Here is a 12,679-nt window from a genome sequence, read left to right on the forward strand (position 1 = left end):
CTGCGGAACCATGACAACTCGTCGCGATCTTTGCCTCTCCTTGCCCGCCCTCGCAATGCTTGCAGAAACGTTCGGCGGCGGTGCCTTTGCCCAGTCTGCTCCAGCCGCTGCCGAGGCGAAGCCTGACCCGGCAAAGATCGCAAGGGGCACGGCGACCTTCGCGCACAATACGATCTTCCGCGGCGATCAGCTGCCCATCAAGACAAGCAGCACCGGCAGTTCACAGGCCGTAATCCAGGGCGTCCTGCCGACGGGTGAGGGCGTGGAGATGCACAACACCGTGCTGCTACCGGGTATGGCGCCCCATCCTCCGCATCAGCACATGCATTCTGAGTGGCTCTTCCTGCGTGAGGGAGATGTGGAATGGGTCGTGGACGGCAAGCCCCAGCCGGCCCATGCCGGCGACGTTCTTTATGCGGCGAGCATGCAGATGCACGGCCTGCGGAATGTGGGGACGGTGCCCGCAAAGTACTTTGTGATGGCGGTCGGACCCAACCTGAAGGGCTAGCGCCGCCAGGCAGAACCTTCAGCAGCTCCTCAGGTAACGCACGCAAAGGTTGTAGGAGTATGAACGGCCGTGGAATAGAAGGGCCGCGTTCTCAAGCCTACTTTTGAAGTCAGGCAGCCCCTTCATCACGTCTCCCCGGCTGCACTCGGATCGTCCGGAGTGCGCGCACCACATGTCAATCGAATGCCGTCCGTCTAATGTCTGTAGCGATGTTCGCTGTGAAATTTGCGGTCAGGGCTTCCTGTTGTACGGGGAACGACGTAATGCGGTCGATCGCGATTCCGTGCGTGCGACGGTGCAGAAGAGGCTGAGAGAGCAGCACAACGAACAGCAGCATCCGGAAGCGGGATTTCTCGTGGATTGGGCACCGGTGACTGCAGAGGCCAGCTGAGGCCATCTTCCGAGCGGAGCGGTACCCCAAATTGGGGGCGGCATCCGGTCGGCAACCGAAGATGTAGAACAACTGGCGCGCAACTGCGTCGTGCGATTTGAGGACGAATGAACATCCCATGCCTTCCCACGGAGACCAGCTTTGATGTGCAATGCCCGGTGTGCGGCTGCGGATTCATGCTCTTAACAGAGCCGACTCTGCTACTGCTGCGTGGCACACTGCGCCGCATTGCGCGTCAGTCTCTGGCGGCGCAACATGAATTTCCGTCGCAGGCCGGTGGCCATGTGCATCCGCAGGAGGTCTTTGACCTCGAGGGCTGGGAGGGAGATCCCGCGCAGTCCACCGGTGGATGGGAGCGGGAAGCAGGCACGCGACTTGGCTACAAGTGCTGAACTCCGCCGCCGGCGAATTCTTGCGTCTGTAAGAATCGTTCGACCTCGAAATACCATCCCATTCCTGTAGTTCCAATCTCCAGGAGTATCCCGATGGCAAACCTGCTCAAGATCGACGTCAGCCCGCGTGGCGACGCATCCTACTCACGCCAGCTTGGCGAGACCTTCTCCGCCGGATTCCAGGCAGCGCATCCCGGCAGCACCGTGGTGGCCCGCGATCTCGCGAAGAACCAGCCCACTTTTGTGGACGTTCAGTGGATCGGCGGCGCGTTTTCCCCTCCCGATCAACTGACCGACGCGCATAAGGCAGCACTGAAGCTCTCCGACGAGATCATCGCGGAGGTGAAGGCGGCCGATCACATCCTGATCACGACGCCCATGTACAACTTCCAGGTTCCGGCCGTACTCAAGGCCTGGATCGATCACCTTGTGCGCGTTGGCGTCACGGTGAACTACACGGCAAATGGCCCGGAGGGCCAGCTTCACGGCAAGAAGGTGACGGTCATCGTGGCCAGTGCAGGCGAGTATCTCGCGGGCACGTCCGGCGCAGCGTATGACCTGTTGACTCCTTACCTGAAGCACATCTTCGGCTTCATAGGCCTGACGGATGTCACGTTCCTGGGCGCTGGCGGCGCCAGCGGCATTCAGTACGGCAAGATCAGTGAAGAAGACTGGAAGAAGCCCTACGTTGAGAAAGCTACTGAGCTCGCAAAGGCGTAACTCGCTCGAAGGACAGAAAAGGACGGCGAAAGCCGTCCCTTTTTTGCGGATTAGGGTTCGTTATCGCAGCCGGGCCCAGTCCATGCCATCGGGCTCACCACCTACATCGATATGGCTTGCAACAGTCAGGGTCTTAAGGTCGATGACCGCGACATAGTTGTCTGGCGTGCAGGCAACAAAGGCACGCGCTCCGCCAGGCTCCATCTGAATACCAGCCGCACCGTGGCCGATCGGCAGCCGTTTCACCTCGGCGTGCGTATGTGCATCCAGAATCACAAGATCCGGCGCACCGAGCAACGACAGCACCGCATAACGGCCATCCAGCGTGAACTTCAAGCGGTTCACACTTTTTACATTTGCCTGAAGTGTCGCCGTTACCTTCTTCGTCCTGCGGTCAATCACGGACACCGTGCCGTCCTGCGCGTTAGCGACCCACAACTCCCGGCCGTCGGGCGATAGGTCGAAGCCCTCCGCACCCTTGCCGACCGGCACCACGGTCGCGGTCCAGTCGGTGTGATCGCGCATGGTGACCTGCTCGAAGAACGAGACAGTTGCAGACGCCACGTTGATCGTAACGACCTCTTTACCATCAGGCGCAACCCACAGCATATGCGTGCGGTCCTGGCCGGTGCCCACCACAGTGTCCACCTTGCCGGTCGTCCGATCGACACTACCAAATACCTTGGAGCCTTCCGCTGTGAACCATGGCCTCCCATCCGCAAAAGCCAGCCCATGTGCGCCCCGCAAGGGAGCCAAGTCGATTGACGGGAGCGCCTTGCCGCGCACCAGATCGATCACCGCAATCGTATGCAGCGACCAGCCGCCGCCATAGTTTGAAACCCAGGCAGTCCGGCCGTCCGCTGAGGCGATCACCTCATGCGGGTCGTCACCAACGGGAGCCTTGGCCGTCACCTTCAGCGTTTTCGGATCTACGATCGCCAGGGTGTGGTCGTGCTTTGAGAGCACCAGCAGCGATCCGGTCTGGGCAGTCAAAGCAGGCAGCAGAGCGGCGGAAAGAGCAGTGGCGGCGAGGAAGGGCATCGCGATTTTCATAGGTAGAAGGCTACTCCGGTTAGCGCGAGCGGGAGATCGCATATTCGGTGCAACTTGTAGTTGCGTGCGGCCACCGGGCGGCGGCTCGAGTCATCTGACTGTGGATGAAAACGGCAGATCCCTACCAGCTGCAACGCTTCCTCGACGCGCAACGGGCTGTCTTCGAAACCGTGCTTGCGGAACTCGCCGCGGGCGAGAAGCGCAGCCATTGGATGTGGTTCATCTTCCCTCAGATGGCCGGCCTGGGTTTCAGCAGTATGGCCCAACGATACGCCATCAGCGGTTTGGAGGAGGCTCGTGCGTACCTTATGCATCGTGTGCTTGGCCCGCGCTTGCGCGAGTCTACGGCGCTGGTGAATGCGACTCAGGGCCGCTCCCTGAGCCAGATCTTCGGATCGCCGGATGACATGAAATTCCACTCCTCTGTAACACTCTTCGCGCGAGCCACGGATGAGCCTGAAAACGATTTCAAGGCAGCTCTTGAGAAGTACTTCAAGGGTCGTGAGGACGCGGCAACCGTCAGCCGGTTGTCGCGGTGAGTCGCGATAGGGTATTTATCGGCACCGCGGGATGGTCAGTTCCGCGCGCAGTCGCCGATCAGGCTCCGGGGGAAGGCTCGCATCTACATCGATATGCGAGACAGCTGAAGTGTGCCGAGATCAACTCGTCCTTCTATCGCCCGCACAAGCAGGTCACTTACTCGAAGTGGGCCGCGGCTGTTCCGTCAGGCTTCCGCTTCGCAGTGAAGATGCCACGAGCGCTGACGCATGAGGGTGCATTGGCACCTGACCAGGAGACCCTGCAGCGGTTCCTCGACGAGACGTCCGCACTTGGTGATAAGCGCGGGCCTGTGTTGCTGCAATTGCCGCCCAAGCGCGCGCTTGATATTGTGCGTGCTTCGAACTTCCTAACTATGTTCCGCGCTTGCTATGCGGGGCCCGCCGCACTGGAACCACGGCATGTGAGCTGGTTCACGGAAGAGGCGAACGCGCTGCTCCGAAAGTTCGCGATTTGCCGCGTTGCAGCGGATCCCTTGCGTGCGCCAGAGGCTATGACACCCGCAGGCGATTCTTCGCTGATCTACTACCGTCTGCATGGCTCGCCGCGAACGTATCACTCGTCATACGACGAAGCATATCTCGTGAACCTGTCCCGACATCTGGCGACGGCATCAGAGCTTGGCGCCGAGGCGTGGTGCATCTTTGACAACACGGCATCCGGCGCGGCGCTTGGCAATGCGCTTCAGCTGCGCGATCTGGTACGCACAGCCTGAGCACGGTACCGTGATACATTGACCTTCCTATGGGCCTGAAGCCGCAACGGACCATCGACCACCTGAAAGAACTTCGGGCTCTGACCGGCGACGCGGAGGGCGCGCAACGCGTCGCATGGACAGACACGTGGCTTCGCGGACGCGCTTGGTTCGATGACAAGCTCGTAGATCTCCCGGTAACGCGTGAACGGGATGAGGCCGGCAATGTGTGGGTAACATTGCACGGCGATAGCGAGCGTTCGCTACTGCTGGGTGGGCACCTCGACTCAGTACCCAATGGCGGATGGCTCGATGGATGCCTCGGTGTGCTGGCTTCGCTTGAAGTAATGCGTGCCCTGAGCGAGCAGTACAACGGTCGACCGCCTGTCACGATTCGGGTCGTCGATTGGGCCGATGAAGAAGGCGCACGCTTCGGTCGAAGTCTCTTCGGCTCCGCAGCGTTCGCTGGCAACAGCAGCATCCTGGCTGACCGCGTCCGCACGGACAAAGATGGTGTGACGATGGAAGCGGCACTTGCACGCTGCGGTGTTGCAATCGACAACATCGACGCATGCACTGCCCAACGTACAAACGCCGCTGCCTATCTTGAGCTGCATATCGAACAGGGGCCGGTGCTTGAGAACATGGGGCTGCCGCTCGGCGTGGTCACAGGAACAAAGGGTGTCGAGCGGCATGCGATCACCTTTCATGGGCAGGAGGCGCACTCGGGTTCCACCCCGATGACCGCTCGCCATGATGCGCTTGCGGCGTGCGCAAAGCTGGCGCTGGAGATCCGGACGATCGCTAGGAAGCACCCTGATGCCGTCGCGACGATGGGGAGCGTGAAGACGTTCCCGGGCATTGTCACCGCGGTCGTCGGCCGTTGCGAAGCCACGCTCGATATGCGCGATCTCGATGCTGATGTTCTTGCTCAGATGTTTCGTGAAGCCAAGGCCGCCAGCGAACGCTTCGCTGCAGAAGAGCGTTGCACCGTGCAGTGGTCGCGCATCTGGAACATTGAACCGGTGCCGTTCCATCCGCAACTGCTTGCTTTCGCGGAGGATGCCGTGCGGGCGGTGGCGGGGACGGTACACCGACTGCCTTCGGGACCTCTGCATGACGCAGCCGAGGTTGCGCGCGCCGGTATTCCTACCGTCATGCTTTTCACCCAGTCAGTTCACGGGATAAGCCACAACAAGATCGAAGACACGCGTGAGGAGCATCTCGCCATGGCGGTCGATGCGCTTCATCGGCTTGCTCTAAGCACCCTCGCGTGGATCCTCGCGGGTGCGGATAAACCGCGTTAGTTCTTGCATGCCGTCGGCATCAATGCAATCATCGACGTTCCCGATGTGAAACAAAGATGTATCTGGAGTCGTTTCCCATGACGCTCGCGGCACTGCATCAACAACGGATAGGAATCGTGCGATGAGTGACGACGCAGCGCAGACGTACTCGCGCGATCCGCGCTTCGGCGATCTGAAGTCCTCCCTCACTAAGGGGGCGGCGATGGCCGAGGCACACCGCTGCCTGTACTGCTTTGACGCGCCCTGCATGAATGCGTGCCCCACGCACATCGATGTCCCTACGTTCCTCAAGAAGATCGCCAGCGACAATCGCATCGGCTCTGCACGCACGATCCTCGACGCCAATATTCTCGGCGCCAGTTGCGCGCGTGCCTGTCCGGTCGAAGTATTGTGCGAGGGAGCATGCGTCATGCATCATCACGGCCGACAGCCGATCCAGATCGGTCTGCTGCAGCGCTATGCGATGGAAGGCTTGCACTATGCGAAGTTGCCGCTGCCCTTTCCGCCGGCAGCTGACACGGGCAAGCGCGTTGCGTTGATCGGTGCCGGCCCCGCTTCGCTGGCCTGTGCCGCAGAACTGCGTCGCCATGGCATCGCTGCAACCATCTTCGACGCGCGTCCGCTGCCCGGCGGGCTGAACACCTACGGCATCGCCGAGTACAAGTTGCCCTTCGGCGTCGCGCTGCATGAGGTCGAACTTATCCGCGCGCTTGGAGTCGATTTTGTCGCAGACACAAGGGTTGACGCGGCGAAGCTCGCCGAGTTGGAACGCAACTTTGATGCGGTCTTTCTTGGCATGGGCCTGGGCGAGATCCATCGTCTTGGCATCCCCGGCGAGGATCTGCCAGGGGTCATGGATGCGCTCGATCTGATCGCCGGCTATAAGGGCGGGATGATCGCCACGTCACCCATGCGCGTGGCGGTTGTGGGCGCAGGCAACACGGCAATCGATGCTGCCATTGCAGCGAAGCGGCTGGGTGCCGCAGAGGTCACGATCCTCTATCGACGCGGAGCCGATCAGATGTCGGCATTCGCGTCAGAGTATGAGCACGCTCTGAAGGAGGGCATCGGCTTCGCCTGGTACGTGCAACCGGTTGCCATCAGCGGCAGCATTGGCGTCGAGGGCGTCACCCTGGCGCGCATGGAGGCGAGCGGCGATGGCTCCCTGGTCTCGATTGCCGGATCGGAGTTCACGCTCTCGTGTGACAGCGTTGTGCTCGCCATCGGCCAGGCGACACACACGCACTTTCTCACGGAGGTTGTTGCGATGCAGCGTGGCCGCGTCGTCATTGACCGTGTGACGGGCCAGACGAGCCATCCAAAGTTCTACGCTGGCGGCGACTGCACCAACGGCGGCCGGCAGGTGGTGGACGCCGTAGCTGATGGCAAGCGCGCGGGCGTTGCGCTTGCTGCTGCACTGCTTGCAACTCCTGAAGACCTAGGAGGTCAGTATGCCAACGCTTGAAAACACCTTCTGCGGCATCCCCTGCCTGAACCCGTTCTGGCTGGCATCGGCACCACCTACCAATTGCGGCGAACAGGTTATGCGCGCCTTCGATGCTGGCTGGGGCGGCGCGGTGTGGAAGACCATCGGCGAGCCTGTCACAAACGTTTCGTCCCGGTACAGCTCCATCGACTGGGAGGGCCGCAGAATGATGGGTCTGAACAATATCGAACTCATCAGCGATCGGCCCACCATCACGAACCTGCGCGAGATCGCCGAAGTCAAACGTCGATATCCCAAGCACGTTGTTATCGCATCGCTAATGGTTGAGAGCAAGCGCGAGCGCTGGCACGACATCGTGGCGAAGGTCGAAGACGCCGGTGCGGACGGTCTGGAACTGAACTTCGGATGCCCACACGGCATGAGTGAACGCGGTATGGGATCGGCAGTAGGGCAGGTTCCGGAATACGCGGAACGTATCACCTCCTGGGTCAAAGAAAAAGCGCGCACGCCGGTCATCGTGAAGCTGACTCCGAACATCAATGACATCCGCATGCCAGCGCGTGCAGCGAGGCGCGGTGGTGCAGACGCACTCAGCGCGATCAACACCATTAACAGCATTACGGGCATCGATCTCGATACGCTGGAGCCGCGGCCAATGGTTGACGGTAACAGCACGCATGGCGGCTACTGCGGGCCAGCGGTAAAGCCGATCGCGTTGAGTATGGTGCAGCAGATCATGAGTGACGCCGACGCTGCGCTCCCTCTAAGCGGCATCGGCGGCGTGGCAACGTGGCGGGACGCTGTGGAGTTTCTCCTGCTCGGCGCGAGCAATGTGCAGGTCTGCACGGCAGTCATGCATTACGGCTACCGTCTCGTGGAGGACATGGCCGACGGCATGCTGCAGTGGATGAGCGAGAAAGGCTACGAAACCATCGATGACTTCCGAGGTCTGTCATTACCGAAGATGCGTGAGTGGAAACAGCTCAACATGAACTACAAGGTAGTTGCGCACATCGACGAATCGAAGTGCATCGGCTGCCAGCTTTGCTACACCGCCTGCTGGGACGGCGCGCACCAGTGTATTCATAATGATCGCGTGCGCCAGAATCGTCTGACACCCGCCCAGACGCTGAGCGAAGGTGCTGGTCGCGTCAGCATGACACCAATCCCGAAGCTCGATAGCAACGGCCCAGGACTTCTGCATGGTGTCACACCACTGGAACGAATTCCACGTGTTGACGAGCATCACTGTGTCGGCTGCAATCTCTGCTCGCTTGTGTGTCCTGTGGACGAGTGCATCACCATGGTGCCGATTGACAGCGGGCTGCCGACTTACACGTGGGAGCAGCGAGTGGCAGACGGCACTACACCGGCGAGCGCTGCCGACTGCGCGATCCCGACGGAGGTATAGATTCCATGGGCATCCTGATACAGAACGGGACAGTGGTTACTGCGGAAGGTTCGCGCCGCTCCGATGTGCTGATTGAAGGCGAACGCATTGCAAAGGTAGCGCCGCGTATCGATGGCAGCGAGCATCGCATCGTCGATGCGGAGGGGCTGCTGGTGATGCCAGGTGGCATCGATGTGCATACGCATCTCGACATGCCGTTTGGTGGTACGGTCTCAGCGGATGACTACCGCACGGGAACCATCGCGGCCGCTGTCGGTGGAACGACCAGTGTCATCGATTTTGCTCTGCAGTCACGCGGCCACACGCTCGGTGAAGCGCTGGAAACATGGCTCGCCAAGTCGCGCGACAAAGCCTGTATCGACTATTCGCTTCATATGGCGATCACAGATCTTGGTCCGAATGGCGAGTCGCTCGACGAGATGGAAGCTATGGTTGCTGCCGGCGTTACAAGCTTCAAGCTCTTCATGGCCTACCCGAATGTCCTGATGATCGATGATGGTCTGATGTTTCGGGTGATGCAGAAGGCCGCGGCGATCGATGCTCTGTGCTGTATTCACGCGGAGAATGGAGCAGCTATCGATGTTGTGGTCGCGCAGATGCTTGCGGAGGGTAAGACGGCGCCCCACTTTCACGCGCACTCGCGTTCTGCAAAGGCTGAAGCGGAAGCAACACATCGCGCCATCGCGTTGGCTGAGATGACAGGCTGTGCGGTCTACATCGTCCATCTGTCCAACGAGGAAGCACTGCGCGAGTTGAAGCATGCGCAGCGTCACTATCACCGCGCGCTGGCTGAGACGTGTACGCAGTATCTTGTGCTCTCCATCGAAGACCAGATGCCTGGTGAAAGCTGGAACGAATCAAAGTTTGTCTTCACGCCGCCGCTGCGTAAGAAGAAGAATCAGGAGCCACTGTGGCGCGCACTTGATGACGGCACGCTCTCGGTTGTGAGCACCGATCATTGCCCATTCACGACGGAGCAAAAGGCACTCGGACGCGATGACTTCAGCAAGATTCCGAACGGCGGGCCGGGCATAGAAAACCGTCTGCAAATTCTTTGGCACTTCGGCGTGAACAGTGGCCGCATCTCGCCAGAGCGTTTTGTGGAGTTGACGTCGACGGCGCCGGCACACATCTTCGGTATGACACAGAAGGGCGAACTCAAGCCCGGCAAAGACGCGGACATCCTCTTATGGGACCCGAAGCAGCGCTATACCATCCAGGCGGCCACGCAGTGCATGGCGACGGACTACAACATGTTCGAAGGCTGGACGGTGCAGGGAAATGCAAGGCACGTCTTCAGCCGCGGTGAACTTGTAGTTGAAGACGGGGAGTGGATCGGCGAGACGGGACGCGGCAGGTTCATCGCGCGTTCGGCTAACGCGGGCGGTTTCGCCTGATGATCACGACTTCCGTTGCGCCGGATACCTCGCTCGTCAACGATGACCTTGCGCCCACACAGCCATCGCAGCGGACCTGGACGACGTATAACTTCATCGCGCTGTGGTTCAGCATGTCGATGGAGGTCACAACGTACATGCTCGCCTCGTCACTGATTGCGGGAGGCATGGACTGGAAGGAAGCGATCCTGACGATCCTGCTGGGTAACGTGATCGTTTGCATACCCATGATTCTGAATGCGCACGCAGGCGCGAAGTACGGCATTCCGTTCCCCGTCTTCGTGCGCGCCAGCTTTGGCCTGCGAGGCGCAAACCTGCCGGCAATGTTGCGAGCAATCGTTGCGTGTGGATGGTTCGGCATCCAGTCGTGGATCGGCGGCCAGTCCATTCATGCCATGCTTGGCGTCCTTGCACCCGCGCTCGCGGCGCAGCCCATCACGTTGTGGATCTGCTTCCTTGGCTTCTGGTTGTTAAACATGATCGTGGTGTGGCGCGGCGTGGAGAGCATCCGCTTTCTCCAGAGCTACTCCGCCCCGTTCATGCTGGTGATGTCGCTAGTTCTGCTCTTCTGGATGCTGCATAAGGCAGGCGGCTTTGGTCCGATGCTGGCCGCGCCATCGCACTTCACCACTCGGAAGAGCTTCCTGCATTTCTTCTTCCCGTCGCTGACAGCGATGGTGGGTTATTGGGCAACACTGTCACTCAACATCCCAGACTTTACGCGGTACTCCAAATCGCAGGAGTCACAGATCGTCGGACAGGCATTCGGGCTGCCTGTGTCGATGGTGCTCTACAGCTTCATTGGGATCGCGGTGACATCAGCCTCGACTGTCATCTTCGGTACCCCGGTCTGGAGCCCCATCGATCTACTTGGCCGCTTCCATCAACCATTGGTAGCGGGGATCGCCCTCATCTGCATCCTTATCGCGACGTTGAATGTGAACATTGGCGCGAATGTCGTTTCGCCCTCGAATGACTTTGCGAACCTGGCGCCACGCTACATCAGCTTTCGTACAGGCGGCATGATCACCGGCTTTCTCGGACTGGCCATGATGCCCTGGAAACTGATGTCCAGTTTCGGCAATTACATCTTCGGCTGGCTGATCGGCTACAGCGGCCTGCTGGGCCCGGTCGCGGGAATCATGGTCGCCGATTACTTTGTGCTGCGTGGAACAAAACTTCATACAGGTTCGCTTTATCATCGCGGCGGCCCGTACGAGTACACTGGCGGCGTCAACATTCGCGCGATCGTAGCGCTGGTGTGCGGCGTGGCCGCCGCCCTGATCGGTCTATTCGTCCCGGCGCTGCGCTTTCTCTATGACTATGCGTGGTTCGTCGGTTTTTTTCTGAGCGGCACGCTGTATGTGGTCCTCATGAAGACTGCAACGGCACAAAGTACTTCGAATGAAGCGTAGAACTCGAGAGCAGGGCGGGATCGCACATGGCTGAACTAACGTCGCAGGAAGTCGTTGACCTCACACGCACCCTGAACTACGGCACGTGGCGCTTCCAAAAGGGCTGGATACCCATGCACATCGCTGACGCGGAAGGCTGCGAGATCATCGACGGTAACGGTAAACGCTATCTCGACTTCAGTTCGCAGTTAATGTGCTCGAATCTCGGACACAAGAACGCAGCGGTCATCGCCGCGATCGCGGAGCAGGCCCAGCAACTCGCGTATGCCATGCCGGGCTACGCAACGACAGCACGTGCCGAGTTGTCTCAGTTGCTGTTAGAAGTGTTGCCGCAAGGTCTGAAGAAGTTCTTCTTCACTACCAGCGGGACCGAAGCCAATGAAGCCGCGTTCAAGATCGCTCGCATGTACACAGGCAAGAACAAGATCATTGCACGGTACCGCAGTTATCATGGCTCGACTTCCGGGTCGATTGCTGCAACGGGCGATCCGCGTCGGTGGGCGATGGAACCCGCAGGCAAGTCGCCGGGGGTAATCTTTGCGCCGGAAGCTTTCTGCTATCGCTGTCCGTTGGGGCACGTTCCGTCGTCCTGCGGCAACGCGTGTGCGAATTACATCGAGCACATGATCGTAAATGAGAGCGATGTCGCCGCAGTGATCGTGGAACCCATTGTCGGCACAAATGGCGTCATCGTCCCGCCCGCCGACTACATGCCGAGACTTCGCGAGATCTGTACGAAGCACAACGTCCTGCTGATCGCAGACGAAGTCATGAGCGGTTGGGGACGTACCGGCAAGTGGTTTGCCATGGAGCACTGGGGCGTTACACCCGACATTCTGGTCACAGCAAAGGGCATCACCAGTGCCTACGTTCCGCTCGGGCTCTGCGCCACGAATGAGAAGATTGCTGCGTATTTCGAAGACCATTACTTCTCGCACGGTCACACCTACGAGGCGCATCCGATCACGCTGAAACCGGCGGTTGCAACTATCAGGGAGATGCAGCGACTCGGTCTCGTTGAACGCTCCGCCGAGCTTGGGATTTATCTAGGCGATAAGCTCCGCGAGTTGCGGGAGAGACATATCTGCGTTGGCGAAGTGCGAGGTAAGGGCCTTTTCTGGGCCCTCGACCTGGTCAAGAATCGCGCGACTAAGGAGCCTTTCGCAACCTATGCCGATAAGGTTAGTGGCAAGCCGCTTCTCGTCGATCAGATCGCAGCAAAGTGCGTGGCTGACGGCATGACCGTGCAATCCTGGGTGTCGCACTTTGTGATTGCACCGCCGTTGATTGTGTCGAAGGAGCAGATTGATTTTGGTGTAGCTCTATTGGACAAGCACTTAGCGATGGCTGATGACCAATGCACTGCTTGAGTCTTATTCATGGGCA

The 12,679-nt window shown here is 59.8% G+C and carries 12 protein-coding genes; 11 read left to right on the forward strand and 1 reads right to left on the reverse strand.

Features of this window, described 5'->3' with window-relative positions; all coding sequences use genetic code 11:
* Positions 1 to 10 precede the first annotated feature (10 nt).
* From BLW03_RS11125 to BLW03_RS11135, 3 genes are all read left to right on the forward strand, one after another.
* A complete protein-coding gene (locus tag BLW03_RS11125; RefSeq protein WP_074654072.1) occupies positions 11 to 508 on the forward strand; it encodes a cupin domain-containing protein in 498 nt (165 codons plus the stop codon).
* A 567-nt stretch (positions 509 to 1,075) separates the two neighbouring features.
* Entirely contained in the window at positions 1,076 to 1,291 is a 216-nt protein-coding gene (locus tag BLW03_RS11130) for a hypothetical protein (RefSeq protein WP_139285175.1), read from the forward strand.
* Between the two features lie 93 nt (positions 1,292 to 1,384).
* Positions 1,385 to 2,011 (forward strand): FMN-dependent NADH-azoreductase, encoded by a 627-nt coding sequence (locus BLW03_RS11135; RefSeq protein WP_074654074.1) that lies wholly within the window; start codon positions 1,385 to 1,387, stop codon positions 2,009 to 2,011.
* A gap of 60 nt (positions 2,012 to 2,071) precedes the next feature.
* Here BLW03_RS11135 and BLW03_RS11140 read toward each other — a convergent pair whose 3' ends face one another.
* Positions 2,072 to 3,064: a cytochrome D1 domain-containing protein gene (locus BLW03_RS11140; protein ID WP_074654076.1), complete on the reverse strand. Its 993-nt coding sequence runs from the start codon at positions 3,062 to 3,064 to the stop codon at positions 2,072 to 2,074.
* 104 nt (positions 3,065 to 3,168) lie between these two features.
* Between BLW03_RS11140 and BLW03_RS11145 the strand changes: the two genes are divergently transcribed.
* From BLW03_RS11145 to BLW03_RS11180, 8 genes are all read left to right on the forward strand, one after another.
* Positions 3,169 to 3,603 (forward strand): DUF1810 domain-containing protein, encoded by a 435-nt coding sequence (locus BLW03_RS11145; RefSeq protein ID WP_074654077.1) that lies wholly within the window; start codon positions 3,169 to 3,171, stop codon positions 3,601 to 3,603.
* Positions 3,600 to 4,337 carry a DUF72 domain-containing protein gene (locus BLW03_RS11150; RefSeq protein ID WP_074654079.1) on the forward strand — a complete coding sequence of 246 codons (738 nt, stop codon included), beginning with the start codon at positions 3,600 to 3,602 and terminating at the stop codon, positions 4,335 to 4,337. Before BLW03_RS11145 ends, BLW03_RS11150 begins: the two co-directional genes overlap by 4 nt.
* Before the next feature lie 29 nt (positions 4,338 to 4,366).
* Positions 4,367 to 5,623, forward strand: a complete 1,257-nt coding sequence (locus BLW03_RS11155; RefSeq protein WP_074654080.1) for a Zn-dependent hydrolase — start codon at positions 4,367 to 4,369, stop codon at positions 5,621 to 5,623.
* A gap of 121 nt (positions 5,624 to 5,744) precedes the next feature.
* On the forward strand, positions 5,745 to 7,088 hold the full coding sequence (locus BLW03_RS11160) for an NAD(P)-dependent oxidoreductase (RefSeq protein ID WP_074654081.1): 1,344 nt from the start codon (positions 5,745 to 5,747) through the stop codon (positions 7,086 to 7,088).
* Positions 7,075 to 8,481, forward strand: a complete 1,407-nt coding sequence (gene preA / locus BLW03_RS11165; protein WP_074654082.1) for an NAD-dependent dihydropyrimidine dehydrogenase subunit PreA — start codon at positions 7,075 to 7,077, stop codon at positions 8,479 to 8,481. Before BLW03_RS11160 ends, preA begins: the two co-directional genes overlap by 14 nt.
* Before the next feature lie 5 nt (positions 8,482 to 8,486).
* The gene (gene hydA / locus BLW03_RS11170) at positions 8,487 to 9,878 is read left to right on the forward strand and encodes a dihydropyrimidinase (RefSeq protein WP_074654084.1); all 1,392 of its coding nucleotides are present in this window, start codon (positions 8,487 to 8,489) and stop codon (positions 9,876 to 9,878) included.
* Entirely contained in the window at positions 9,878 to 11,293 is a 1,416-nt protein-coding gene (locus BLW03_RS11175) for an NCS1 family nucleobase:cation symporter-1 (protein ID WP_074654085.1), read from the forward strand. Before hydA ends, BLW03_RS11175 begins: the two co-directional genes overlap by 1 nt.
* A 26-nt stretch (positions 11,294 to 11,319) precedes the next feature.
* Positions 11,320 to 12,663: an aminotransferase family protein gene (locus BLW03_RS11180; RefSeq protein WP_074654087.1), complete on the forward strand. Its 1,344-nt coding sequence runs from the start codon at positions 11,320 to 11,322 to the stop codon at positions 12,661 to 12,663.
* Positions 12,664 to 12,679 lie beyond the last annotated feature (16 nt).

This window comes from Terriglobus roseus (assembly GCF_900105625.1).
In the GTDB taxonomy this organism is placed as follows: Bacteria; Acidobacteriota; Terriglobia; order Terriglobales; family Acidobacteriaceae; genus Terriglobus; species Terriglobus roseus_B.

What these genes read in the sequence shown, in the direction of transcription:
- BLW03_RS11125 (WP_074654072.1), top strand. Translation starts at nt 11, where the DNA reads ATGACAACTCGTCGCGATCTTTGCCTCTCCTTGCCCGCCCTCGCAATG.
- BLW03_RS11130 (WP_139285175.1), top strand. Translation starts at nt 1,076, where the DNA reads ATGCTCTTAACAGAGCCGACTCTGCTACTGCTGCGTGGCACACTGCGC.
- BLW03_RS11135 (WP_074654074.1), top strand. Translation starts at nt 1,385, where the DNA reads ATGGCAAACCTGCTCAAGATCGACGTCAGCCCGCGTGGCGACGCATCC.
- BLW03_RS11140 (WP_074654076.1), bottom strand. Translation starts at nt 3,064, where the DNA reads ATGAAAATCGCGATGCCCTTCCTCGCCGCCACTGCTCTTTCCGCCGCT.
- BLW03_RS11145 (WP_074654077.1), top strand. Translation starts at nt 3,169, where the DNA reads ATGAAAACGGCAGATCCCTACCAGCTGCAACGCTTCCTCGACGCGCAA.
- BLW03_RS11155 (WP_074654080.1), top strand. Translation starts at nt 4,367, where the DNA reads ATGGGCCTGAAGCCGCAACGGACCATCGACCACCTGAAAGAACTTCGG.
- BLW03_RS11160 (WP_074654081.1), top strand. Translation starts at nt 5,745, where the DNA reads ATGAGTGACGACGCAGCGCAGACGTACTCGCGCGATCCGCGCTTCGGC.
- preA (WP_074654082.1), top strand. Translation starts at nt 7,075, where the DNA reads ATGCCAACGCTTGAAAACACCTTCTGCGGCATCCCCTGCCTGAACCCG.
- hydA (WP_074654084.1), top strand. Translation starts at nt 8,487, where the DNA reads ATGGGCATCCTGATACAGAACGGGACAGTGGTTACTGCGGAAGGTTCG.
- BLW03_RS11175 (WP_074654085.1), top strand. Translation starts at nt 9,878, where the DNA reads ATGATCACGACTTCCGTTGCGCCGGATACCTCGCTCGTCAACGATGAC.
- BLW03_RS11180 (WP_074654087.1), top strand. Translation starts at nt 11,320, where the DNA reads ATGGCTGAACTAACGTCGCAGGAAGTCGTTGACCTCACACGCACCCTG.